At 29.5% G+C, this 24,840-nt stretch carries 22 protein-coding genes and 2 tRNA genes; 20 read left to right on the top strand and 4 right to left on the bottom strand.

The window, feature by feature from the left end; genetic code table 11:
- Nucleotides 1-289: 289 nt before the first annotated feature.
- From trxA to ABNT65_RS18975, 11 genes are all read left to right on the top strand, one after another.
- Nucleotides 290-607 (top strand): thioredoxin, encoded by a 318-nt coding sequence (gene trxA, locus ABNT65_RS19025; protein ID WP_348707231.1) that lies wholly within the window; start codon nt 290-292, stop codon nt 605-607.
- A gap of 73 nt (nt 608-680) precedes the next feature.
- The gene (locus ABNT65_RS19020; protein WP_348746580.1) at nt 681-1,604 is read left to right on the top strand and encodes a DUF58 domain-containing protein; all 924 of its coding nucleotides are present in this window, start codon (nt 681-683) and stop codon (nt 1,602-1,604) included.
- A gap of 55 nt (nt 1,605-1,659) precedes the next feature.
- Nucleotides 1,660-1,733, top strand: a tRNA-Asp gene (locus ABNT65_RS19015).
- Nucleotides 1,734-1,825: 92 nt separating this feature from the next.
- A tRNA-Asp gene (locus tag ABNT65_RS19010) sits at nt 1,826-1,899 on the top strand.
- A 381-nt stretch (nt 1,900-2,280) separates the two neighbouring features.
- Nucleotides 2,281-3,231: a hypothetical protein gene (locus tag ABNT65_RS19005; RefSeq protein ID WP_348707229.1), complete on the top strand. Its 951-nt coding sequence runs from the start codon at nt 2,281-2,283 to the stop codon at nt 3,229-3,231.
- Nucleotides 3,224-4,672: a threonine synthase gene (gene thrC / locus ABNT65_RS19000; RefSeq protein ID WP_348707228.1), complete on the top strand. Its 1,449-nt coding sequence runs from the start codon at nt 3,224-3,226 to the stop codon at nt 4,670-4,672. Before ABNT65_RS19005 ends, thrC begins: the two co-directional genes overlap by 8 nt.
- Before the next feature lie 8 nt (nt 4,673-4,680).
- Complete coding sequence (locus tag ABNT65_RS18995; protein ID WP_348707227.1) at nt 4,681-5,622, top strand: phosphotransferase; 942 nt, start codon at nt 4,681-4,683, stop codon at nt 5,620-5,622.
- Nucleotides 5,623-6,002: 380 nt separating this feature from the next.
- Nucleotides 6,003-6,827: a prephenate dehydratase gene (locus tag ABNT65_RS18990; protein WP_348707226.1), complete on the top strand. Its 825-nt coding sequence runs from the start codon at nt 6,003-6,005 to the stop codon at nt 6,825-6,827.
- Nucleotides 6,824-7,966 carry a pyridoxal phosphate-dependent aminotransferase gene (locus ABNT65_RS18985; RefSeq protein ID WP_348707225.1) on the top strand — a complete coding sequence of 381 codons (1,143 nt, stop codon included), beginning with the start codon at nt 6,824-6,826 and terminating at the stop codon, nt 7,964-7,966. Before ABNT65_RS18990 ends, ABNT65_RS18985 begins: the two co-directional genes overlap by 4 nt.
- Entirely contained in the window at nt 7,967-8,815 is an 849-nt protein-coding gene (locus ABNT65_RS18980; RefSeq protein WP_348707224.1) for a prephenate dehydrogenase, read from the top strand.
- A gap of 25 nt (nt 8,816-8,840) precedes the next feature.
- Nucleotides 8,841-9,923, top strand: a complete 1,083-nt coding sequence (locus ABNT65_RS18975) for a bifunctional 3-deoxy-7-phosphoheptulonate synthase/chorismate mutase type II (protein WP_348707223.1) — start codon at nt 8,841-8,843, stop codon at nt 9,921-9,923.
- 85 nt (nt 9,924-10,008) lie between these two features.
- On the opposite strand, the gene ABNT65_RS18970 is transcribed toward ABNT65_RS18975, so the two are convergent.
- Complete coding sequence (locus ABNT65_RS18970; protein WP_348707222.1) at nt 10,009-10,464, bottom strand: hypothetical protein; 456 nt, start codon at nt 10,462-10,464, stop codon at nt 10,009-10,011.
- A 123-nt stretch (nt 10,465-10,587) separates the two neighbouring features.
- Between ABNT65_RS18970 and ABNT65_RS18965 the strand changes: the two genes are divergently transcribed.
- The 6 genes from ABNT65_RS18965 to ABNT65_RS18940 all read left to right on the top strand — a co-directional run bounded on the left by ABNT65_RS18965 (nt 10,588) and on the right by ABNT65_RS18940 (nt 14,861).
- Nucleotides 10,588-11,343 carry a DUF5995 family protein gene (locus ABNT65_RS18965; protein ID WP_348707221.1) on the top strand — a complete coding sequence of 252 codons (756 nt, stop codon included), beginning with the start codon at nt 10,588-10,590 and terminating at the stop codon, nt 11,341-11,343.
- 39 nt (nt 11,344-11,382) lie between these two features.
- Nucleotides 11,383-12,324 (top strand): ribosome small subunit-dependent GTPase A, encoded by a 942-nt coding sequence (rsgA, locus tag ABNT65_RS18960; protein ID WP_348707220.1) that lies wholly within the window; start codon nt 11,383-11,385, stop codon nt 12,322-12,324.
- 12 nt (nt 12,325-12,336) lie between these two features.
- Nucleotides 12,337-12,789 carry a D-aminoacyl-tRNA deacylase gene (dtd, locus tag ABNT65_RS18955; protein ID WP_348707219.1) on the top strand — a complete coding sequence of 151 codons (453 nt, stop codon included), beginning with the start codon at nt 12,337-12,339 and terminating at the stop codon, nt 12,787-12,789.
- A gap of 1 nt (nt 12,790) precedes the next feature.
- Nucleotides 12,791-13,435, top strand: coding sequence for a TatD family hydrolase (locus ABNT65_RS18950; protein WP_348707218.1), 645 nt, complete (start codon nt 12,791-12,793; stop codon nt 13,433-13,435).
- Nucleotides 13,432-14,148 (top strand): tRNA threonylcarbamoyladenosine dehydratase, encoded by a 717-nt coding sequence (locus ABNT65_RS18945; protein WP_348707217.1) that lies wholly within the window; start codon nt 13,432-13,434, stop codon nt 14,146-14,148. Before ABNT65_RS18950 ends, ABNT65_RS18945 begins: the two co-directional genes overlap by 4 nt.
- Nucleotides 14,149-14,219: 71 nt before the next feature.
- Nucleotides 14,220-14,861 carry a YceI family protein gene (locus ABNT65_RS18940; protein WP_348707216.1) on the top strand — a complete coding sequence of 214 codons (642 nt, stop codon included), beginning with the start codon at nt 14,220-14,222 and terminating at the stop codon, nt 14,859-14,861.
- A 54-nt stretch (nt 14,862-14,915) separates the two neighbouring features.
- On the opposite strand, the gene lipB is transcribed toward ABNT65_RS18940, so the two are convergent.
- The gene (lipB, locus tag ABNT65_RS18935; protein ID WP_348707215.1) at nt 14,916-15,614 is read right to left on the bottom strand and encodes a lipoyl(octanoyl) transferase LipB; all 699 of its coding nucleotides are present in this window, start codon (nt 15,612-15,614) and stop codon (nt 14,916-14,918) included.
- Nucleotides 15,615-15,681: 67 nt separating this feature from the next.
- Between lipB and ABNT65_RS18930 the strand changes: the two genes are divergently transcribed.
- The gene (locus ABNT65_RS18930; protein ID WP_348707214.1) at nt 15,682-18,696 is read left to right on the top strand and encodes a reprolysin-like metallopeptidase; all 3,015 of its coding nucleotides are present in this window, start codon (nt 15,682-15,684) and stop codon (nt 18,694-18,696) included.
- Nucleotides 18,697-18,764: 68 nt separating this feature from the next.
- Here the strand turns inward: ABNT65_RS18930 and ABNT65_RS18925 are convergent, their stop codons facing one another.
- Both ABNT65_RS18925 and ABNT65_RS18920 read right to left on the bottom strand, forming a co-directional pair.
- The gene (locus tag ABNT65_RS18925) at nt 18,765-21,497 is read right to left on the bottom strand and encodes a carboxypeptidase regulatory-like domain-containing protein (RefSeq protein ID WP_348746579.1); all 2,733 of its coding nucleotides are present in this window, start codon (nt 21,495-21,497) and stop codon (nt 18,765-18,767) included.
- 58 nt (nt 21,498-21,555) lie between these two features.
- Entirely contained in the window at nt 21,556-22,398 is an 843-nt protein-coding gene (locus ABNT65_RS18920) for a GLPGLI family protein (protein WP_348740133.1), read from the bottom strand.
- A gap of 124 nt (nt 22,399-22,522) precedes the next feature.
- Here ABNT65_RS18920 and ABNT65_RS18915 point away from each other — a divergent pair, with 124 nt between their 5' ends.
- Entirely contained in the window at nt 22,523-24,142 is a 1,620-nt protein-coding gene (locus tag ABNT65_RS18915; protein WP_348707211.1) for a HAMP domain-containing sensor histidine kinase, read from the top strand.
- Nucleotides 24,132-24,812 carry a response regulator transcription factor gene (locus ABNT65_RS18910; RefSeq protein WP_348707210.1) on the top strand — a complete coding sequence of 227 codons (681 nt, stop codon included), beginning with the start codon at nt 24,132-24,134 and terminating at the stop codon, nt 24,810-24,812. Before ABNT65_RS18915 ends, ABNT65_RS18910 begins: the two co-directional genes overlap by 11 nt.
- The last annotated feature ends 28 nt before the right edge of the window (nt 24,813-24,840 follow it).

Raw genomic sequence — 24,840 nt, 5'->3', positions numbered from 1 at the left:
TTTTAAATATTTACACAGAAAGAAAGTTGATTTGATTGCTGCAAAAAGAAGTAATTTAAATACTGCTTTAGCATTTTTTAATGAGGTTGCAATCAGAACAAATTTCTCCTCTAAATTAATTTAGAGGGCAAATTTAAAGATTATTTATAGATTAAAAAACTTCCTTCAAATAAAAACAATTGATGCTCTGATAATAAAAACCAATTTTCTTAAAATTGCAATGGTAAAATATTTGTTTACTTTTGTACTGTAAACGAGAAATTAACCCTCAATATAAAATATAACATAAATGGCATTAGAAATAACAGATGCTTCTTTTCAAGAAGTAGTATTAAATTCAGACAAACCAGTATTAGTAGATTTTTGGGCAGCTTGGTGTGGACCATGTAGAATGGTATCTCCTATTGTAGATGAAATCAGTAGTGAATATGAAGGCAAAGCCATTGTTGGTAAAGTAGACGTAGATGCAAACCAAGAATTTGCTGCTAAGTACGGTGTAAGAAACATCCCTACCGTTTTAATCTTTAAAAATGGAGAAGTAGTTGATAAGCAAGTTGGTGCAGCACCTAAAAAAACATATACAGATAAAATTGATGCTGCTTTATAATTCTGTTAGCTAACAATAATACTTATAATAAAAGGTTTGGCAGTTGCCAGACCTTTTATTATTTTCGATGCATATGATAGAATTAAACAATGGACTTACTTCCGAAATAAAAAATCTAGAGTTATTAGCTAAACAAGTAGTTGAAGGTTTTATAACAGGAATGCATAAAAGTCCTTTTCATGGATTTTCAGTAGAGTTTTCAGAACATAAGCTCTATAATAAAGGAGAAAGCACTAGGCATATAGATTGGAAACTTTTTGCTAAAACAGAAAAATTATATACCAAAAAATACGAAGAAGAAACTAATTTAAGATGTCATATTATTATTGACAACTCTGCTTCCATGCATTTCCCTACAAGTAAAAACCAAAATATCAACAACTTAAATAAAATTGGTTTTTCTGCTATTGCTTCTGCATGCCTAATGGAAATTTTAAAACGGCAAAGAGATGCTGTAGGATTGAGTGTATATTCTGATACTTACGAATACTATGCTCCTGAGAAAGGAAGCGAACGTCATAGAAAAATGATATTAACACAACTAGAAAAATTAATTTCCAATTCGTCTACTAGTTCAACTCAAACGTACGAGTTTTTGCATGAAATTGCGGAAAAAATCCATAGGCGTTCCCTTATATTTATATTTACAGATATGTTTCAAACGTCAAAAAAAGAAGATGAACTTTTTGACGCTTTAAGACACTTAAAACATAATAAACATGAAGTAATTTTATTTCATACTTATGATAAAGAACTTGAACTTTTATTTAATTTTGACAATACCCCAAAAAAGTTTGTCGATGTTGAAACTGGCGATGAAATAAATTTATACGCCGAAAATGTACAAGAAAAATATAATGAACTCACCTCTGAATACTTCAAGAAACTAAAAAACAAATGCTTGCAATATAAAATTGATTACATTCCTGTAAACATTAGAAAAGGCTATAAAGATATACTTACCAGTTATCTTATCAGCAGGCGTAAAATTTTATAAAAAATTGCTTTTTTAATTAAAAAAAAGTTATATATTTGCATCCGCTTAGCGCAACGGTCTGGTAGTTCAGCTGGTTAGAATACATGCCTGTCACGCATGGGGTCGCGGGTTCGAGTCCCGTCCAGACCGCTAAGATTTTCTCAAAAAAAACGAGAATAGTTCTTTAAAAAATATTTGCAAATACAAAAAGTAATTTTATATTTGCAACCGCTTTAAGCAACGGTCTGGTAGTTCAGCTGGTTAGAATACATGCCTGTCACGCATGGGGTCGCGGGTTCGAGTCCCGTCCAGACCGCTAAAAGCTCTTCAATATTATATTGAAGAGCTTTTTTATGTTTATAAAAATAAGTAAAGACTCAGCACTAAAAGCTCCCAGCTTTAATCTCAAAAATTGCAAGCAAAAAACACATCACTTTTTTACCAGAAATAACTCTTCCCTAACTTTTTATAAAAACCCATTTAACATTATAGGTATTAAATAAATATATTATATTTGTTTTTAACAGAATTATTTCATCATAAATTAATTGATGAATATCAATGCTTTCCATCATTAAGGAAGAAAATAGGGAAATATTGGTACCAGTTATGGAAACCTCCATATACCTTAATCAGCTTAAAACTGATTTAGTATATGGAGGTTTTTTATTTTTAACATTAAAAAATAAAAAAACAAATGGCAGTTATTATTGAAAGGAAAGACATTCAAAACATCCTCCCTAAACTAAAAAGCGTTTCTCTTATGGAAGAGGCTTTTATAAAGTATAGTTCTGGAAAAGCTATAATTCCACCAGTAGCAGAGTTACTTTTTGAAAACCCTCCTGGTGATGTACATATTAAATATGGATACATAAAAGAAGATGATTTTTATTGTATCAAAATTGCTTCTGGTTTTTACGAAAACTCTAAATTAGGGATATCTTCAAGTCAAGGAATGAATCTTTTATTTAATCAAAAAACAGGTGAATTAAAAGCGATACTATTAGATGGAGGAGATTTAACCAACATCAGAACAGCCGCTGCTGGAGCACTGGTAGCAAAATATTTTGCCCCTAAAAATATAAATGCTATTGGTATCATTGGTACAGGAATACAAGCAAAACTGCAACTGCAATATCTTCAAGAACATACTCCTTGTAAAACTGTTTGGGTTTGGGGAAGAAGTATAACAGCTGTTAAAAAATATAAAGAAGAATTGAATACTGATTTTGACATCCATATTGCTGAAACTACTTCTGAACTAGCGAAAAACTGTAACCTCATTATAACTACAACACCTTCAGAAACTCCATTACTTTTGACAAAAGATATTCAACCAGGCACACACATAACAGCAATAGGTTCTGATACTGAAAATAAAAGAGAACTCGAAGGAGAAATATTAAAAAATGCAGATTTAATTATCTCCGACAGTATTTTTCAAAGTAAAACTAGAGGTGAAATTTTTAGAGCTATAAAAGACGGGGTAATTTTACCTGAAAATATTATTGAGCTTGGAAACGCTATACAAACCCCTTCTTTACAAAGAACAAATAATCAACAAATAACTGTAGCTGACTTAACTGGCCTAGCTGTTCAAGATATTATGATAAGTACCGCTACCTATAAAAATTATATAAATGGTTAAATACATAAGCATAACAGGAGGTGGAAAACCTGTAGACTTTGAGACAACTATCCTAGCAGGATATGCTCCAGATGGAGGATTGTACGTACCTCAAGAGCTTCCAAAAATTTCTAAACAACAGTTACAAAAATGGAAAAGCTTAGACTATATAGATTTAGCTTTTGAAATTTTATCGCTTTTCATAGATAGGAGTATTATTTCAAGCGCTGAATTAAAACAATTACTGAAGGAGTCATATGTTACTTTTGAAAAAGAAAACATAATCCCCTTACACCCTTTAAAGTCCATAGAAAAAACCTACATCATGGAACTTTTCCATGGCCCTACAATTTCATTTAAAGATGTAGGACTAGCTTTTTTGGTAAATTTAGTTAACTTTTTTCTAAAAAAACGAAATGAACGTCTTTCTCTTATAGTTGCAACAACAGGCGATACTGGCCCCGCTACTGCACATTATGCTGCAGGAAAATCTAATCTAGATGCATGGGTACTCTACCCTCAAGGAAAAATTACCCAAGAACAAGAACGACAAATAACAACACTACCCCATTCTAATATCCATCCTGTAAGCGTTGCTAACTGTAAAGACGGAGCTGACGACCTTGATGCTGTAATAAAAAAATTTTATGCTAAAAAAGAGTTTAGAGGTAAATTAAAATTATCAAGTGTAAACTCTATTAACTGGGGACGTATTATGATGCAAACTGTTCACTATTTTTATGGTTATTTTCAGGTTGTAGATACTATAGGAGAGCGTGTACACATGTCTGTTCCTTCTGGTGGTTTTGGAAACCTTTGTGCAGGATCATTAGCAAAAGAAATGGGATTACCTATAACAACTCTTTTGGCTGCAAATAATAAAAACGCTTGTCTACATCGTATTTTTTCACAAGGCTTTTTTTCAAAAGAAGACATTCACGAAACAGCTTCATCAGCTATTGATATATTAATCCCTATGAATTTTTGGAGACATTTATTTTTTCGCACCGGAAAAGACCCTTTAAAAATCAAAGCATGGAAAGACCAATTTGAAAGTACAGGTTTTGTTGAGTTTGATAACATTTCTCAAGAGTCTTATAAAAAAGATTTCCTTTCTTATAGCGCCTCAGATAAAGAAACTCTTAATACCATTAAAGAGATTTATGAAAATGAAGGTTATTTATTAGACCCTCATGGATCAGTTGCTGTAGTTACTGCTAAAAAATTAAAGAAAAAATTAGGAGACGGAAAAGTTATTTGTTTAGCTACTGCACATCCATCAAAATTTCCCGATATTATTAAAAATACGCTAGGAATAGAAGAATTACCTAAGCAAGGAAAACATCATTCTATTGAAACTGCAAAAAAACGCTGTCAAAAAGTACACATATGCGATCATTCTCATTTAGAAGAAGCACTACAGTACGCCATGGAGGCCAACTGGGATTTAAATAAAAGGTAATATATCAAATGTCAAAGTATACAATTTTAAATAAAGCTGCTATAAGTTCCATTGTTCAACAATATGGTTTTCAAAACATAAGTGCATATAAACTATTAAAAGGTGGTTCTGAAAACACTAATTACTGCATTGACACTATAAATACTAGGTTCGTATTGACTATTTGTGAACAGAAAACAGCAACTGAGGCATTAATGTTATCTAATATTTTAAAACACTTAGAAAAACATAACTTTACTACTTCTAAAATTGTAGACACTATAGATGGGAAAACATTGGGGACTTATAAGGGTAAACCTGTTTTAATAAAGAAATTTATCCAAGGGAAAGTTCTTAAAGAACTCCCCAATCACCTTTTAGAATTAGCAGGTCAACAAATGGGAAAGCTTCATACAATCAACGCACCAAACTACCTTCCAAATGAAATTAGTTATGGACAAAACCATTTTAATGAAGTAACAAAATATGCCCCAAATAGTTCTTTTGATATATGGTTGAAAGAAATCAAAACTTATATAACTCCATACCTTAAACTCAATCCTGTAAAATCATTAATACATAGTGACTTGTTCCCCAGTAATATTATTATTTCAAGTAAAGAGAAAGACATTATTATTATGGATTTTGAAGAAGCTGCATATTATTATCGAGTTTTTGATATAGGAATGGCGTTAGTAGGATTATGTTCTAAAGAAGAAAAATTAATTTTTAAAAAAGCTAAATGTTTTCTTAAAGGCTACCAAAAAGAAATTGAATTGACTCTTTTAGAAAAAAATGTTTTACAAGCTTTTACTGTATATGCAGCGGCAGCTATGACGTTTTGGAGACATAAACATTTTAACTATACAAAACCATTACCGGAACTAAAAAATCACTATAAAGAATTACAAAACATTACTAATTATATAAAAGACATATCGGTTACTCAATTTAAGACATTAACAAACTAATAAATAAACATCAAGTTCTCTATAGAACATTATTAACACCTTTGAAATAAATCACATCAATTAAATATTAATTTTAAACAAAGACTAAGTATTAGTTAAATTATAAACATAATTAATGTTATTTCCTTAATAAAACACAAGATTTGGAAATAGTTTTATTTTTTTTCACATAAAAAGTTTGGTTATTTAAAAATTATTTTCAAGATTTGTCCCGAACAAATAAAAAGACACAATTCGATGTTAAACAATGTATGGCAAGGTTTCTATTTTTACTTTTACTTTTTTAGTAAGAGCAGAGACTTTATGACATATTTTGAATAACAAAAAAATAGTATAACCATAAAGTCTCGATAACATCGAGGCTTTTTTTTTGCACAACAATGAAAAAAATAGCCATTCAAGGAATACAGGGAAGTAATCACCACATAGTTGCGGAGAACTTTTACGGGAAAAACATTCAGCTAAATGAATGTTTATCCTTTGACATTCTAACTGACAGCCTATTGTCAAAAAGCTCTGATGAAGCTGTTATGGCAATAGAGAATACTATTGCAGGGTCAATTATCCCTAACTATGCATTAATAGACAAATATAACTTACATATTTCTGGGGAATACTATTTACCAATCCATCATCACCTGATGGCTTTACCCAATCAAAATATTGAAGATATTAGAGAGGTATGCTCACATCCAATGGCTTTATTACAATGTAAAGAGTTTTTTAAAAAACATCCTTTCATAAAATTAGTTGAGGATGTAGATACTTCTGCTGTAGCAAAAACTATTTCAGAAGAAAAATTATCAGGTGTGGCTGCTATTGCTCCAAAAATTGCTGCTGATATTTTTGGTTTAGAAGTGATTGAAGATGAAATACAAACTATAAAAAATAACGAAACTCGTTTTGTTATACTACAAACTGAAAAACCTGAAAACAATATAAACAGTATCAACAAAGCTTCTTTACGTTTTGAATTAGATCATAAAAGAGGAAGCTTGGCTACTGTACTAAATGTAATGAGTGACTGTAAACTAAACCTTACAAAAATTCAATCATTACCAATTATAGATACTCCTTGGAAGTATGCCTTCTTTGTGGATACTACTTTTAATGAGTATAGCGATTTTGCCAAAGCAAAATCGATTATTGAAATCATGGCAAACAACTTTAAAATATTAGGCGAATATAAAAACGGAAGATTATGATAACTTTTGCAAATCGTTTACAAACCGTACAAGAATACTACTTCTCTAAAAAACTTAAAGAAGTTAGAGCGTTAGCTAATGAAGGCAAACCAATTATTAATATGGGAATTGGAAGCCCTGATTTACAACCTCCAAAGTCTGTAATTGAAGCTATTCAAAATAGCTTAACAGATTCTGGAGCACATAAATACCAAAGTTATCAAGGATTACCTGAGTTTAGAAATGCTGTAGCTGCTTTTTACAAAAGTAAGTATAATGTTACAGTTAATCCAGATAGTGAAGTACTTCCTTTGATGGGAAGTAAAGAAGGGATTATGCATATTTCTTTAGCTTTTTTAAATGAAGGTGATAACGTTTTAATTCCTAACCCAGGTTACCCAACCTATAGTTCAGTTACTAATTTGGTAGGAGCAAATCCTATTTATTATAATTTAGACGATAAAAACAATTGGCAGCCTAACTTTGATGAACTTGAACAATTAGATTTAAGTAAGGTTAAGCTTATGTGGGTAAACTATCCACATATGCCTACTGGCACTAAAGCTGTTAAAGAAACTTATGAGAAATTAATTTCTTTTGGAAAGAAACATCACATTGTTATAGTAAATGACAACCCTTATAGCTTTATACTTAACGAAGAACCTTTAAGTATTTTACAAGTAGAAGGAGCTAAAAACATTGCTTTAGAATTAAATTCATTAAGCAAATCTTTTAATATGGCTGGTTGGCGTGTTGGAAAGCTCATTGGCTCTTCTAACTTTTTAAATGAAGTTTTGAAAGTAAAAACCCAAATGGATTCTGGTATGTTTTATGGCATCCAAAAAGGAGCTATTGAAGCTTTAGAACTAGACAATCAATGGTTTGTAGAACAAAACAAAATATATAAAACAAGACAGGAGCTTATTTTTAACTTGGCTGATATTTTAAATTGTAGCTACGATAAAAATGCTACAGGAATGTTTGTATGGGCTAAACTTCCTAAAGGTCAGGAATCAGAAAAAGTAGTTGATAACCTACTATATAATAAAAATATTTTTGTAGCCCCAGGTACTATTTTTGGTAGCCAAGGAGAAGGATACATTCGCTTTTCGTTATGTGTCTCAGAAAAACAAATTAAGGAAGCGATAACACGATTTTAAATGAATGTATTTGTAATTGGACTGGGATTAATTGGTGGTAGTTTGGCATTAGACATTCAAACCGAATTTGAAAATGCTACTATTTATGGAATAGATAATAATGAAAATCATCTACTTGAAGCTTTAGAAATTGGTATTATTCAACACAAAGCTACTTTTAAAGATTTAGAAAAAGCTGAAGTAGTAATTATATCTGTTCCTGTTGACGTTTCTTTAAAACTAATAACTAAAGTACTTGAAATTATTGATGATAATACCTTAGTATTAGATGTTGGTTCTACCAAAGAAGATATCTGTGAAATAGTTAAAAATAACCCTAAAAGAAGAAACTTTTTAGCTACACACCCAATTGCTGGAACAGAATTTTCAGGTCCTAAAGCTGCATTAAAGAATTTATATAGAGGTAAAACAAACATTATTTGTGAAGTTGAAAAAACGGCTTTTAAATTACAAGAGAAAGCTTTAACTATTTTTTCAAAAATTGGCATGAGAATTCGATACATGGACCCAAAATCACATGACAAACATATAGCTTATGTTTCTCACTTGTCACACATAAGTTCATTTATGCTAGGAAAAACTGTTATTGAGAAAGAAAAAAATGAGCGAGATATTTTTGATATGGCTGGTAGTGGTTTTGCCTCTACTGTTAGATTAGCAAAAAGCTCTCCAGCAATGTGGACGCCTATTTTTCAACAAAATAAGACTAACGTTATAGAAACCTTAGACGAATACATAAACAATCTACAACAATTTAAAGAGTTGATGTTACAAGATAATTTCCAAGAGATTTATCAAGAAATGGAAAACACCAATCATATCAAACAAATTTTAAACGGAATACAATAAAAAACCTATATAACAACCAAAAAACATGGAGAATTCAAAACAACTAAGAACATGGCTTAACAACATGGAGCTTCCGCATCCATTAGTAATTGCAGGACCTTGTAGCGCTGAAACAGAAGAGCAAGTATTAACTATTGCTCACCAATTAAAAGACTCAGATGTAAACTATTTCAGAGCTGGTATTTGGAAACCTAGAACTAGACCAGGAAACTTTGAAGGTGTAGGCGCTTTAGGTTTAAAATGGCTTCAAAAAGTAAAAGAGGAAACAGGAATGAAAACTTGTACCGAAGTAGCTAACTCTGCTCACGTTGACCTTGCCTTAGAACATGATATTGATTTACTTTGGATTGGAGCTCGTTCAACAGTTAGCCCATTTATAATGCAAGAAATTGCAGAAGCTTTAAAAGGAACTGACAAAACCGTTTTAGTTAAAAACCCTGTAAATCCAGATTTAGCTTTATGGTTAGGAGGAATTGAAAGGTTATATTCAGCAGGCATTAAAAATTTAGGAGCAATACATAGAGGGTTTTCTACTTACGAAAAATCAAAATATAGAAATATTCCTGAATGGCAGTTAGCTATTGAATTCCAAAACAGATTTCCTGACCTACCATTAATTTGTGACCCTTCACACATTACAGGAAAAAGAGACATGGTTTTTGATGTTTCTCAAACTGCTTTAGATTTAAATTTTGATGGTTTAATGATTGAAACACACAATGACCCTGATAATGCATGGAGTGATGCAGCTCAACAAGTTACTCCTGATAGCTTAAAACAAATAATGGAAAATCTTAGAGTTAGAAAAGAAACTACCACAGATGAAACTTATAAAGAAAACCTAGATAATTTAAGAGCTCAAATTAATGTTGCAGATAGTCAGTTAATAGATACTTTAGGGAAGAGAATGAAAATAGCTGACAAAATTGGAGAGCTTAAAAAAGAGAAAAATGTTGCCGTATTACAATCTAAACGTTGGAATGAAATATTAGGAAACATGATTTTAGAAGGTGAGTCTAGAGGTTTAAGCGAAGAATTTGTTTTAAAAATGTTTAAAGCTATTCACCAAGAGAGTATTAACCACCAAGAAAAAATTATCAAAGGGTAATTTTAAAGCTTTCAACAACAACACACAACTAAAAAAGGGTCGTTTAATTAAATTTAAACGACCCTTTTTATATAAAAAAAATTAATTATTTTTTTAATCTTCTAAAGATAAAACGAGTTATAAAAATTCCATTTTTATCTCCTTTACCTCCATAACTTTCAGTTCCACTATTTACAAAAGCTAAATCCCATCCTTCTTCAATCATAGTATTAATTTTTGAAGTAATAACAGCATCATTAGCTACAATGTTTTGAAACCTGATTCCCCCTAAGTTAAAGAAGTTTAATAATTTTGTTTCATCAAAGTTTTTTACTCTAATTTCTGACCTACTAGACTTGTTTCTTTTGTCATTTTCTTCAGTTCTTGAAGATGTAAAATCCTTATAGTTTCTTGCTTCGTTTGATGATAAAAGTCTAGATCTCCCTAAACCATTTGGTATAATTGACTCTACACTTGTTACAATTTTATACTCATACTTTTGAGCATTAATTGACAAAGCTACAAACAAAACAAATACTATTGATAGTACATTTTTTTTCATAATAAATATTTTTAAAATTGGCACGAATATAATCTTTTAGGTTTAAAATCAGCACTTTTATTAAAATAAAAATAAATCTAATTTATTTTGTTTTACTTTACACAAAACCAAACTAAAAAACATATGCCAACTATTGAAACTATAGATGATGTAATAAATACATTAAAAAAAATTATAGATGAAGCCATTACAAACAAAAGTACTACTGGATATTTTGCAGCATTATATTTAAAAGTTACTGAAAAGGTTAAAGAAGGAATTTCAAACAATTTTTTTGAAAACGGAGAACGTATGGAGAAGTTAGATGTAATTTTTGCAAAAAGATACATTGAAGCTTATTATAATTACCAAAAAAACAAGCCGGTAACTTTATCTTGGGAAAAAGCTTTTTCAATTTCTGATAAATACTGGCCTATAGTTTTACAACATTTACTAATAGGTATGAACGCTCACATTAATCTTGATTTAGGTATTGCAGCGGCTCAAGTTTCTGAAGGAAAACCTATTAATGATTTAAAAAATGACTTTAACAAAATAAATACCATTTTAGCTTCTCTTGTTAATGAAGTTGAAAATGATTTATCTAAAGTTTGGCCTTTTTTAAAAAAGATTCTTAAATACACTCATAAAATTGACAACTTCTTAGTAAACTTCAGTATGGAACTTGCCAGAAATGGAGCATGGAAATTTGCTACCAAAGTTGCAAACACTCCCAAAAATGAGATTAGTGAAGTTATAAATCAGAGAGATATTAAAGTTGCAAAAAATGCTTCGATTATTATTTCTCCGGGCTTAATTCCTCAAATACTCTTTAGATTCATTAGAATTGGGGAAAAAGGATCTGTCAAAGATAAAATTGATGATTTAATGCAGAATTAGTCATAAGTACATTCAATTTTTATTCTCATCTTTGTTATTATGATTGGAACGGTATACAAATCTACAGGAAGTTGGTATTGGGTTAAACATGAAACTACATTGTATAAATGTCGTATTAAGGGTAAATTTAGAATTAAAGGGATAAAAAGTACGAATCCTATTGCTGTTGGCGATTTTGTAGAATTTCACCTTGAAACTAAAACGGATGATGAAACTGGAGTTATTACCAAAATACAGGAGCGTAAAAATTATATTGTACGTAAATCTGTAAATCTTTCTAAACAAACTCATATAATAGCCGCTAATATTGATCAAGTTTTTTTATTAATCACTATAGATAACCCACCTACGTTTACTACGTTTATTGATCGTTTTTTAGTTACTGCTGAGGCTTATTCTATTGAAACTATTTTAGTCTTTAATAAAATTGATTCCTATGAAATTGATCAAAAAGCTGAAATCTTATATTTAAAAGACATCTATGAAAAAATAGGGTATACTTGTATAGAAGTTTCTGCTACAAAAAATAAAAATGTTGATCTTGTAAAAGAGCTTATGCTAAACAAAGTTAGTATGTTTGCTGGACATTCTGGTGTAGGAAAAACAACCTTAGTAAATACTATTGAACCTGACTTAAATTTAAAAACTAAAGAAATATCTGAACAGCATAAACAAGGCCAACACACCACTACTTTTGCGGAAATGTTTGATTTAAATTTTGATGCCAGAATTATTGATACACCAGGGATTAAAGGGTTTGGAGTGGTTGACATGGATAAAGATGAACTAGGTGATTATTTCCCAGAGTTTTTTGCATTAAAACAAAACTGTAAATTCAATAATTGTATTCATGTAAACGAACCTAATTGCGCTGTAAAAGACGCTTTAGAAAACGATGAAATTTCATGGTCTAGATATAAAAGCTATTTACAAATTTTAGAAGGAGAAGAAGAGAACTACAGAACAGATATTTGGAAATAAACTTTCTTAAAAATGAAAGCAGTAATACAAAGAGTAAGTAAGGCTAGTGTGACTATTAATAATGAAAAAGTTGCAAATATTAAAGAAGGACTTCTTGTTTTATTAGGGATTGTTAATGAAGACACTCATGAAGACATTACTTGGCTATCAAAAAAAATAGTTAATCTGAGAATTTTTAATGATGAAAATAATGTAATGAACACATCTATTTTAGATTCTTTAGGCGAAATAATAGTAGTAAGTCAATTCACGCTTCACGCTTCTACCAAAAAAGGAAATCGCCCAAGTTATATAAAAGCAGCAAAACCTGATATAGCCATTCCTTTATATGAAAAGTTTATTACTCAGATTGAAAAAGATTTGGGTAAAAAAGTCCAAACAGGGCAATTTGGTGCCGATATGAAAGTTGAATTACTAAATAACGGCCCAGTTACTATAATCATTGACTCTAAAAACAAAGAGTAATATGAACTTTATTGATGTTCATACACACAATATTGATTCAGACACAGACATAACTTCAGTTGTAAATAACTTTCCAAACATAAAGGAACCAAATTCTTTTTTCTCTGTAGGTATTCATCCTTGGTATATAGATAAAAGTACTATCAATTCTGAAATCCAACTCTTAACCCAAAAATTATCTTATAAAAACTGTATAGCAATTGGAGAATGTGGGTTAGATAAATTATCTAAAGTTGATTTCAATATGCAAATTGAAGTTTTTAAACAACAAATTCAGCTTTCAGAAAAACACAATAAACCTCTAATCATTCACTGTGTTAGAGCTTACAATGAGATTATTGCTTTAAAAAAACAATTAAAATCTCAACAAATCTGGGTTATTCATGGCTTTAATAAAAGCGAACAAATAGCTCTTGAGCTGTTAAAAAGCAACATTATATTATCATTAGGAGCCTATTTATTAAACAATACAAAACTCCAAAATACAATTGCTAAAATCCCTATAGAAAATATTTTGCTAGAAACCGATAACTCCTCTCAATCAATTAAAAACATTTATAATACATTTGCCACTATTCAAGGAAAAGATTTAGAAACCGTAAAATTTAAAATAAATCAAAACTTTAATAGAATTTTTATAACATGAGTTGGTTAGAACGTACTGAATTATTAGTGCAAAAAGATGGAATAGAAAAATTAAAAAATGCTAATATTTTAATAGTTGGCTTAGGAGGAGTTGGATCATTTGCAGCTGAATTTATAGCCAGAGCAGGTGTTAATAAAATAACTATAGTTGATGGAGATGTTTTTGATGAAACCAATATTAACAGACAATTACCAGCACTACAAAGCACTATTGGAACCTCTAAAGCTCAATCCGTTGCTAAACGATTAAAAGACATAAATCCTGATATTAAACTCACAGTAATTGAAGAATTTTTAACCCCTGAAAGAGCCTTTGAAATCATGGATCCTTCTTTTGACTATGCAATGGACTGTATTGATAGCATTACCCCTAAATTAAACTTGATGATCGCTGCTAGAAGGAAAAAAGTCAAACTTATAAGCTCAATGGGAGCTGGTGGAAAACTTGATGCTTCTAAAATCAAAGTAAAAGATATTGCTAAAACCAAGAACTGTACTATGGCCAGGCTTTTAAGAAAACGACTAAAGCAACATAATATTAACAAAGGTATTAGAGCGGTTTATTCTGAAGAAGTTCAAATTCCTGAGAGTTTAAAGCTTACAGACGGGGCTAATTATAAAAAATCGTACTATGGAACAATAAGTTATATGCCAGCTGCGTTTGGGTTACAGGCTTCTTCTTATGTAATTAACCAATTATTAAACAAAAAATAATCTCCAAGGAAAATATTTTTTATTTACATTTGTTCTAAATTATAGTAATCAATTATTAAAAATCAAATATCATGAAAAAATCAATTTTAGCTATTGCTTTTGTTGCTTTAGGTGTTGTTTCTTGTAAAACAGACAAAAAAAAGGTAGAGGCAAAAGAAGAAGTAAAGGAAGTTAAAAAAGTTGAAAATGTAATCAACTCATATAAGGCTAACATAACTGAATCTACTTTAACTTGGAAAGGAACTAAGCCTACTGGATCGCATACAGGAACAATTTCTTTAGAAAAAGGGCTTTTAGATATAGAAAATGGAAATGTAAAAGCGGGTAGATTTTTAGTAAACATGTCTTCTATAGTATGTACTGATTTAGAAGCTGGTAAAGGTAAAGAAGACTTAGAAGGACACTTAAAAGCTCCAGATTTCTTTGACGTTGAAAAATATCCAACTGCAAAATTTGAAGTTACCAGTTCTGAAGTAAAAGATGGTAAAGTTAACATTACTGGTAATCTAACAATCAAAGACGTTACTAAAAGTATAACAATTCCTGCTACTATCTCAGAAAAAGATGGTTCTTTAAGCTTTAAAAGTGATTTTAGTATTGACCGTACTGAATTTGGTATTCAATATAAATCTAAAAAGTTTTTTGACAACTTAAAAGATAAATTCATTAATGATTTAATTGAGTTTTCTTTTGATATCAAAGCTATAAAGTAAAACATACTTTATTATATAAATAAAAAAGAGCTGTAAAATACAGCTCTTTTTTATTTATATAAATTCTTCAACCTCGAACAACTCCTTAAAATGTTTTAAGATTTTTTGCTTGACTTCTTCTTCTGGTACTTTCTTACCCAATTCCGCTTCCATTGAAGTTACAGCTTTACCCCTAATTCCACAAGGTATAATATTATCAAAATATCCTAAATTAGCATTTACATTTAAAGCAAACCCATGCATAGTAACCCATCTACTTGCTCTGATACCCATTGCACAAATTTTTCTAGCAAAAGGAGTCCCTACATCTAACCAGACTCCAGTTTCACCTTCACTTCTTTCACCTTTAATACCATACTCTTCAATGGTTAAAATAATTGCTTCCTCTAATAACCTTAAATACTTATGAATATCAGTAAAGAAATTTTCCAAATCTAAAATTGGGTAGCCAACTATTTGCCCTGGCCCATGATAAGTAATATCTCCTCCTCTATTAATTTTGTAAAAAGTAGCTTTTTTTGCTTTTAATTGTTCTTCATTAAGCAGTAGGTTACTTAAATCTCCTGACTTTCCTAATGTATAAACATGAGGATGCTCCACAAATAAAAAATGATTTGGAGTAATTATAGCTTCATTACCATTCCTTCTTTGCCTTTTCAAACTAACAATTTCATCTAACAATGAGGTCTGCAAATCCCATGTATCCTTATAATCTTTTATATGTAAATCTTTTACATGTACTTTTTTATTCATACCTTTAACTCGTAAACCCCTACTTCTATTAGAGATTCATTTTTTATTAGAAACTAAATAATTACAAATGAGAAAAATCACCCTTCTGTTGCTATTAACACTTGCAACTATTTCCAATGCACAAAATTACTGGAAAAAAATAGAAACTAATAGTGTTAATAACAAAACGATTAATTATGAAAGAAAGCACACCCCTAAAAAACATCATTTATTTTCATTAAATCTTAATGAATTCAGTGCCTATCTTTCTTCTAAACCTTCTACATCAAAAACTATAGTTGACTTACCAAACACAATTGGTAAATTTTCTAAATTCTACATTGAAGAAACCTCTATTTTAGCTCCAAAATTAGCTAAAAAATTCCCTACTATAAAGTCTTATACTGCTTATGGTATTGATGACCCTACTGCTACCGCCAAGATAAGTATTGGTATTGATGGAGTTCATGTTATTATTACTTCGGCTAATCATAACTCTCTATATATAGATCCTAAAACTAAAGATAAACAATACTACATTTCATATAATAGAGAAGATTATAATTATGATAAAAGTGATTTTGAATGTAAAGTTAATGAAGCAAAAGAGAAAATTATAGCTAACAAATCTATCAACCAGTACAACCGAAATGCGAATGATGGAAAATTAAGAACTTACAGAATTGCTATTGCTGCTACAGGTGAATATTCAAAATTTCATATTAGTAGACAAAATATACCTGATACAGCCAGTGACCAAGATAAAAAAGCTGCCGTATTATCGGCTATGAATACAACAATGACACGTGTCAATGCTGTATATGAAAGGGATTTAGCTGTTAGAATGATTTTAGTAAATGATAATGACAAACTTATCTTTTTAGACCCTGAAACTGATAACCTTTCAAATAACAGCGCAGGATCTCTAATCAATGAGAGCCAAACTGTATGTGACAACCTCATTGGTTCTAATGATTACGATATTGGTCATACTTTTAGTACTGGTGGTGGTGGACTTGCTGGCTTAGGTGTTGTATGTACTGAAGGACAAAAAGCAAGAGGTATTACTGGTAGAGGACAACCTATTAATGATCCCTTTGACATTGATTATGTAGCTCATGAAATTGGACACCAATTTGGTGCTACTCATACATTTAACAACTCTTGTAACGGTAATAGAACAGGATCTACTGCTGTTGAACCTGGTAGTGGTTCTACCATTATGGCTTATGCTGGAATTTGTTCGCCAAATGTACAAAACAATAGTGATGATCATTTTCATGCGGTTAGTATAAATCAAATGTGGAATTTAACACAAACAACTGCTACATGTGCCGTTCAAACTGATACAAATAACAATGCTCCTACAGCTAATGCAGGATCTGATGTTAGTATTCCTAAATCAACACCTTTTGTTTTAAAAGGACAAGCAACTGATGCAGATGGAACCTCAAGTTTAACTTATAATTGGGAACAAATTGATACTGAAATAGCTGTTATGCCTCCAGTAGCTACAAATACTGGTGGACCTTTATTTAGATCTTTATCTTCTAAAACTACTCCAGACAGATACTTTCCTGCTTTCAATACAATACTTTCTGGAAACACAGCTACACAATGGGAAGTTTTACCTTCTGTAGCCAGAGAAATGAACTTTGCTTTTACTGTTAGAGATAATAAAGCTGGTGGTGGAGCAAGTGCAAGAGATGACATCAGAGTTTCTGTAATTGACGCACCTGCTTTCACTATAAACAACCAAGCTACTTGGGCTCAAAATACTAGTAGAAATATTACTTGGGTCGTTGGACAAACTAACAGCTCACCTATTAATTGTCAAAAAGTTAACATTAAACTATCTACTGATGGTGGTACTACATTTACTATGCTTTTAGCAAACACACCTAATGATGGTAGTCAAAATATTACTTTACCTGCTAATATTCCTGATACTGAAAATGCTATTCTTTTGATTGAAGCTGCTGATAATGTTTTTTACAATATTACCTCTCAATTTAAAATTAGTTCTACACCTGATTTTGCTATTTCAAACATTACTGGTGATGCTTCTGTATGTAAATCAATTACCAATGAATTAACTTTTGAGTTTAGTTATACTGTATCTAATGGTTTTAACGAAACAGTAAACTTCACAGTAACAAAAAGCCCTACAGGCTCTACTACAAGTGTAATTCCTAGTTCACTTAGCACTGACGGAACAGTTACATTGAACATAGAAAACATACAAAATGTTGCAGATGGTGATCATATTATCACATTATCTGCTCAATCTGCCTCAATAAGTAAAACAGCTGAGGTTAAATTAAATATTAAAAGTACAGTTTGTAGTTCTTCAGGTAACCTTTCATATAATACAAGTACAACTTTTGTTAAGTTCAATACTTTCGAAAACAAAACACTTACTAAGAGTAAAGGATATGAAGATTTTAAATCTATTAATACCACTGTAAAGAGAGGACAAACACATCAATTAACAGTAAATACTAATACTGATGATTCTGCCACAACTCAATATACAACTAAAAGTATCGCTTGGATTGATTGGAATCAAGATTGTCAGTTTGACACAAAAGAAATTTATGATTTAGGTACAGTTACAGGTAGTGCTGATGGACAAACATCTTTAAGTCCTCTTAACATTATGATTCCTAATGATGCAGAATTTGGGTCAACAGTTTTAAGAGTTTCTACTAAATATGCAGACGATGGTGATCCAGGTTCTTGTGAACAAGGTTTTGATGGAGAAGTTGAAGATTATACTATTATTGTTGAAGACGAAACAGCTTCTTCCAATAATATATCTTTGAACGAGTTTAAACTATACCCTAACCCAACTAATGGTTCTTTTAAATTGGCTTTTGAAACTTATAATCCAAACAAAGTAACTGTTAAATTATTAGATCTTAGAGGAAGAGTTATTGATACTAAAAAGTTTGTTAACTTAATTGAAATCAAACCTAAAAACACTAGTGCACCTGCTATTTTTAATGAAAAAGTTACTTTTGAAAATGTACAGTCTGGAGTTTATTTAATTCAAGTTGAAAACAATGGTAATAATGCCATTAAAAAATTACTTATTAATTAAATAAAATACTTAAACTATAATTAAAAGGCTAGGTAAAAAATTACCTAGCCTTTTTTTTAAAAAAGAGGTTATAAACTATACTTTACATTTAGTGTAACAATTCTTGGTTGAACTAAATAACTGCTGTTAGTTATTAATAAATCATTACTGAAATTTCTATTAAGACTTTTGGTATCCAATAAATTAGTTCCTGTCAACTTATATTCCCATTTACTATTCTTTTTCCTATATATTAAATCAGCTTTTAAAAACCCATAACTATCTATAGCCCTTGAATTATTTAAAACATGATTGTATGTATATTTAGTAGAAAAAGAAAAAGATTTAAAAAAGAAAGCTTCAAAATTTATATATGGACTATGGGTTGTATACGTATTTTTAATTCCGTTTATATTTGTTTTATTTATTGCAACATTATAAGCTATATCAAAGTTTGGAGCATCTTTCAAATTTGTACTAAACTTTGTTTTATAAAACTGTGTAAACGACTTTGTCAACCGATTTAACAACCTATCAGTAAAGATATCCCTTACTAAACTATTCAATTTAGAATAATTGACATCTCCTCCTAAGGATATTTTAAACTTTCTATAGTCTTTTTGAAAGTTAATATTTGCAGAAACTGTTTCATCAGGAAACATAGAGTTCACTGAACTACTTATTATATTAACTCCTAAAAATTTAGTATTAGATGTAATACTATTTATTTTTTTATTATAATTAATGCTTCCAAAAATATTGGTATAATTAAACCTATTAAAATTCTGGTAACTTAAATTTAGATTGTGTGATAGTGTATTCTCTAAATTCCTATTACCAGCATACAAACTACTGTAATTATTAAGCACATAATTTTCAGCTAACTTTTCTACATCTGAAAAATCTGTTTGCATATTATAACGCAATCGAAGTGTTTCTGAGTTTTTCAGCTTTAATTTTATAGATGCATCTGGTAAAGCTTGTGTAAAAACTTGTTCTGTAACTAATCCTGATTGTATATTTCTTGATAAATATTTGTGAAAGGTAAACCCTTGATTAAAAGTAAATACTCCTGTTATAAATCGATAATTTAAACCTATGTATATATCTCTAAAGGAAAAATCTACATCATTATTAGAGTTTTCATTTTTCACAGCTTTCTTATTCCCATTTAAAATTTCAAAAATAGTTGAGTTAAACTGCTGATTATTTAAAATCCCTCCAATAGTTACATTTAAACTATTTCTATCATTTATTACTCTATAATAATCCAACTTATTCTCTAACCTGTTTGTTGTTACTAATTTACTCTGTCCAACATTAAATATATTATTAACAGTAGAGACTCCAATTAAATTTGCAAATGATAACTGTTCTAATTCAGCATTATAGAAAGGATCTTTCTTTTTCCATAAATGCTGAGCTTCAAATGAAAAAATATTCTTTTCATTTAATGTATAATAATAATTCAAATTTTGAGACAACGAAAAAGGAGATTGCTTTAAAATTTGATTAACCGGAACTCTTTCTGTTTGATTATTAAAATAGCTTCTGCTTGAAATAGTTGACTCTACTTTTTTTAAACCAGAAACTTTAGTAAATACATCATAGTTAAGTTGATTCTCTGAATTAGGTTTATAGGTAGCTCCGATTTTAAACAACCCTAAATTATTCTCCTGATAAACAAGGTTAGAAACACTCTCTTCTTTTATGATAAGACTATTAGATTGGGTACTATTAGTAGTATTTGTATAGATACTATTTGATAATTGTTCTGCATTAGTTTCATTTCCTGAATAAATAGCAAATCCATTAATATCCCATTCTTTTTTAGGCGAATAACTAAAGTTAACAGCTCCAAACTTAGCTTTCATTGCCTTAATACGATCGTTTTGCAATGTTAATAAAGATAAATCCTCATCAAGATTAAAACTAGTTCCTGAACCACTCATTAAACTCTCAAACCCACCTGAAAATTTAATATAATCTCGTATAGTAAATGGAGCTTTCCCTACATTATTAATATCCGTTATAATATTTAAACTATATTTTGGGCTATAATAAAACAACTTAGGATTGAAAGTATACCTTTCCTCTAACATACCTATACCTGAACCTCCTTCTACCTCTCCAAACCAAAAATTCTTTTTACCTTCTTTTAGTTTTAAGTTGATAACTACATTATCCTCATTATCTGTTACACTACTTAACTGATTTACTTCACTATGATTTTTTAACACCTCTATTTTATCAACTGCATCAGCAGGTATATTTTTAGTTGCTAATTTACTATCTCCTTCAAAAAAGTTTTTCCCTTCTACCATAACTTTTTTCACTTTTTTCCCTTCTACCTCTATCTCTCCATCTTCATTTACATTTACTCCTGGTAATTTTTTTAAAACATCTCCTAGTTTCCTCTCGGTACCTGTGGTAAAGCTGTCGGCGTTGTAAACAATAGTATCTCCTTTAATAGTTACAGGCATTTTATAAGATATATTTACCTCATCTAAAGTAGCATCATCCAATAGCACAAAATCTTTATTAATAGCCGTTTCCTTTGTGTTTAATAAATTTTCAGAAGGCTTTTTACCTATATAACTTATTTTAATAGTATAACTGGAATTCTTTTTTAAACTCAACAAGTAATTCCCTTTAGCATCAGTAAAACCATAAGAGTCTAGCTTTTTAGTTTTTTTATTAATTGCTATCACATTTGCCATTTCAAGTGGAGTTCCTATACTATCTTTTACCACTCCAGTCACTTTAATTTGCGCAATGGAAGTCCATGTAGTCATGAAAATGACTATTATTATTCTGATCATTATTTTTTATTTTGATTGTTTAGGAAATACTAAAATTGGCCATCTTCACGACTATCTTCTACCCTTGAATTTCTATACTAAAAGAGCTACCATCTTTACTTTTACGTCTATTTTTAAAACGCTCCATCATTTCCTCATTTTTTTCTCTCATTATTTTATCAAACTTTTCTTGAGTAACTTTTTTACCTTTGGTAGGTTCTTTTATTTCTATTTTTTTTGATGGATTAATTACTATTTCTGAACACACAATAGTTTGTTTCCCTTCTTGAATCTCTAATATTAATCCAGGTAAACCTCCATGCATCCCTGGTCCATTACTTATAGGAATCTCTGGAGTATACCATGCAATTGTTTCTTCTATTTCTTTTTTTCTTTCTTTTTTGTCCTTTCCTTCCTCTGAACTTGTAAAACTAACACTTTCTATTTGTTGTTCTCTTACAGCCTTATAGCATGTATATTTCCCTATGGTTTTGGTTTCTCCTGTCATTTCCCACTTCAAATCTAGAAACTTATCATTTATTAAAAATAATTTACCACTAATTTCCGTTTTGTTTAAATATCTATTTTCGCTTAAATTTTTATATAAAACATCATTAACACTTCCATTCCCTACAATTTCAATTTGTACACCTCCAGTAGAGAATTCAGGTTTTGAAAGTTTTTCTTTTTGTTTATACGTAGATTCTTGTGAGGTAAAACTTAATACATATGTTTTTTGAAATTGTTTTTTTAATTGTTCATTAATCGCTTTTTGAATATCTGAATTCCCCCCTACTTTTTTACTATCCAGCTTTACATCTATTTTTCTATGTGTTTTATAAATTGCTTTTCCTTGAATTTTCTGAGAAAAAATAGGTAGTGTAGCACACATAATTATTATTAACATTATAATTCTTACCATAATTTATCATTTTTTAAAATTTGATTTCACAAAGATGAAACTGATTAATATCTTTTTGAGTTAACTAGTGTTAACTAGTGTTAACACACTCTTTTTATTAACTTTACCTACGTACCTTTGTATTATGAGTATTAAAAAACACAACTGGATCCTCTACTTTATAAGTATAACAATTATTACTACTATTGCTGTTCAATTTTATTGGAATTACAAAAACTATGAACTAAATAAACAAAGGGTTATTAATGAAGTACAATACAGTTTAAATAAAGCTATAGATTTATATTTTTCTGACTTATCAAAAAGTAATTTTTTCGCAATAGTAGAATCCGATAGTATAGCTAACTCAAAAATATCTTTAAAAAATAAAGTATGGAATCAATTCATAACCGTTTCTAAAGATTCTAATAAGCAGACTTTATATAAAAATAAACTACCTGAAGAAGTCACTTCTTTAGATTTTTCAACTAGCGATCAAAAAAAGTTTAAAAAAATTGATTCTCTTTTTTTTAAAACAATCATTATAGATACTCAAAATGAGATACTAAATGATAGTGCCTATAAACAAACTCTTGAGATAAAACAAATAACACAGCTAGATAACAACCTTAAAAAAGGTATAAACATAAAAAACTCTGGTAACATTAATAATGTATCTGTTTTTCATGGTAAAAAAGCTACAGATAGCCTTAAACTAATTAAAGACTTAAAAACCATATTTATATCAATCCAAAATGATAGTTTAGAACTACAAAAAGTAGATTCAATTACCAAAACTATACTTTTGAAGAAAAAAATAAATACTAACTTCTACTTAGATCATTATAAATGTGATACATTGTATAACTCTTCAAAAATAACCAACTCTGCAAATTCATATGGATTAAAAATACAAGCTCTATCTAGTTTTTTAAAAAGCGGAGAAAATATAAATTTAATTTACTCTAACCCTACATTAGAAACTTTAAAAAGAAGTTCTACAGGGATACTATTATCTTTAATACTATCATTAGCTGTTATTGCTAGTTTATTTTATTTATTAAAAATAATTAATCAACAGAAAGAGTTAGCAGAAATCAAAAATGATTTAATTAGTAATATAACTCACGAATTTAAAACTCCCATTACAACAGTTTCTACTGCTATTGAGGCTATTGATAATTTTAACATCATTGATGATAAAGAAAAAACTAAAAAATACTTATCAATTTCTGCTGTTCAATTAAAAAAACTACATCAAATGGTTGAGAAGCTTCTTGAAACTGCAACTCTTGATAGTGAAAAACTATTACTAAAAAAAGAAGAAACAGATATTATTGAACTTATTGAGAAGGTTACTAAAAAGCACCAATTAATTAGTAATGATAAAACCATTCAATTTTTTAAAAACATTAACAACTATTCCATTAATATTGATGTTTTTCATATAGAAAATGCTATTTCTAACTTAATAGACAATGCTATTAAGTACGGAGGAAGTAAAATTGACGTTAATGTTTCTCTTATATTAAACACTATTGAAATTACAATTGCAGATAATGGTAATGGAATTGATAAAAACCAACAATCAAAAATTTTCGATAAATTTTATAGAGTTCCTAAAGGAAATACTCATGATGTTAAAGGTTTTGGCATAGGCTTATACTATACCAAAAAAATTATTGAAAAACACAATGGAGTTATTACACTAAGCTCAAACTCTGAACGTACCATTTTTAAAATTGATTTACCTAATGAACACTAAAATCAAACTTATCTTAGCTGAAGATGAACCTAGTTTAGGTCAAATTATTAAAGAAACTTTAGAAACAAGAAATTTTGAAGTCTACCATGCTATTAATGGTGAAGAAGCTTTCAATCTATATGAAGAAATTACTCCTGATATTCTAGTTCTTGATGTTATGATGCCTAAAAAAGATGGTTTTACGTTAGCTAAAGAAATTAGACAAAATAACAAAAGTATTCCTATCATATTTTTAACAGCAAAATCACAAACTAAAGATGTCTTAGAAGGATTTAATCATGGAGGTAATGATTACTTAAAAAAACCTTTTTCAATGGAAGAACTAATTGTAAGAGTACATTCTTTATTAGATAGAATACAATTAAAAAACAATAATGAATCAATTCCTATTGGAAATTATATATTCAACTATACTAAACAAACTTTACACTTAAATAACAATTCTGAATTATTAACTCATAAAGAGTCTGAATTACTATATCACTTATCACAAAAAAGCAATGAAATACTAGATAGAAGTTTCATTTTAAACAAATTATGGGGCAACGATGATTTCTTCAATGCTCGTAGTATGGATGTTTTTATCTCAAAGCTTAGAAAAAAACTACAAAATGATAGTTCTATACAAATTGTAAACATAAGAGGTTATGGATATAAATTGATTTGCTAAACTCTTTTGAAATCTTTTTTTTTGTGTA

It is taken from the genome of Tenacibaculum sp. 190524A02b (genome assembly GCF_964036645.1).
Taxonomy (GTDB): Bacteria; Bacteroidota; Bacteroidia; order Flavobacteriales; family Flavobacteriaceae; genus Polaribacter; species Polaribacter vairaonense.
Note: the sequence above shows the minus strand (reverse complement) of the source record. Positions and strands in the feature narration are given on the sequence as shown.

Bases quoted from the DNA above. Each gene is read 5' to 3' on its own strand.
- trxA (WP_348707231.1), top strand. From the start codon at position 290: ATGGCATTAGAAATAACAGATGCTTCTTTTCAAGAAGTAGTATTAAAT.
- ABNT65_RS19020 (WP_348746580.1), top strand. From the start codon at position 681: ATGATAGAATTAAACAATGGACTTACTTCCGAAATAAAAAATCTAGAG.
- ABNT65_RS19005 (WP_348707229.1), top strand. From the start codon at position 2,281: ATGGCAGTTATTATTGAAAGGAAAGACATTCAAAACATCCTCCCTAAA.
- thrC (WP_348707228.1), top strand. From the start codon at position 3,224: ATGGTTAAATACATAAGCATAACAGGAGGTGGAAAACCTGTAGACTTT.
- ABNT65_RS18995 (WP_348707227.1), top strand. From the start codon at position 4,681: ATGTCAAAGTATACAATTTTAAATAAAGCTGCTATAAGTTCCATTGTT.
- ABNT65_RS18990 (WP_348707226.1), top strand. From the start codon at position 6,003: ATGAAAAAAATAGCCATTCAAGGAATACAGGGAAGTAATCACCACATA.
- ABNT65_RS18985 (WP_348707225.1), top strand. From the start codon at position 6,824: ATGATAACTTTTGCAAATCGTTTACAAACCGTACAAGAATACTACTTC.
- ABNT65_RS18980 (WP_348707224.1), top strand. From the start codon at position 7,967: ATGAATGTATTTGTAATTGGACTGGGATTAATTGGTGGTAGTTTGGCA.
- ABNT65_RS18975 (WP_348707223.1), top strand. From the start codon at position 8,841: ATGGAGAATTCAAAACAACTAAGAACATGGCTTAACAACATGGAGCTT.
- ABNT65_RS18970 (WP_348707222.1), bottom strand. From the start codon at position 10,464: ATGAAAAAAAATGTACTATCAATAGTATTTGTTTTGTTTGTAGCTTTG.
- ABNT65_RS18965 (WP_348707221.1), top strand. From the start codon at position 10,588: ATGCCAACTATTGAAACTATAGATGATGTAATAAATACATTAAAAAAA.
- rsgA (WP_348707220.1), top strand. From the start codon at position 11,383: ATGATTGGAACGGTATACAAATCTACAGGAAGTTGGTATTGGGTTAAA.
- dtd (WP_348707219.1), top strand. From the start codon at position 12,337: ATGAAAGCAGTAATACAAAGAGTAAGTAAGGCTAGTGTGACTATTAAT.
- ABNT65_RS18950 (WP_348707218.1), top strand. From the start codon at position 12,791: ATGAACTTTATTGATGTTCATACACACAATATTGATTCAGACACAGAC.
- ABNT65_RS18945 (WP_348707217.1), top strand. From the start codon at position 13,432: ATGAGTTGGTTAGAACGTACTGAATTATTAGTGCAAAAAGATGGAATA.
- ABNT65_RS18940 (WP_348707216.1), top strand. From the start codon at position 14,220: ATGAAAAAATCAATTTTAGCTATTGCTTTTGTTGCTTTAGGTGTTGTT.
- lipB (WP_348707215.1), bottom strand. From the start codon at position 15,614: ATGAATAAAAAAGTACATGTAAAAGATTTACATATAAAAGATTATAAG.
- ABNT65_RS18930 (WP_348707214.1), top strand. From the start codon at position 15,682: ATGAGAAAAATCACCCTTCTGTTGCTATTAACACTTGCAACTATTTCC.
- ABNT65_RS18925 (WP_348746579.1), bottom strand. From the start codon at position 21,497: ATGATCAGAATAATAATAGTCATTTTCATGACTACATGGACTTCCATT.
- ABNT65_RS18920 (WP_348740133.1), bottom strand. From the start codon at position 22,398: ATGGTAAGAATTATAATGTTAATAATAATTATGTGTGCTACACTACCT.
- ABNT65_RS18915 (WP_348707211.1), top strand. From the start codon at position 22,523: ATGAGTATTAAAAAACACAACTGGATCCTCTACTTTATAAGTATAACA.
- ABNT65_RS18910 (WP_348707210.1), top strand. From the start codon at position 24,132: ATGAACACTAAAATCAAACTTATCTTAGCTGAAGATGAACCTAGTTTA.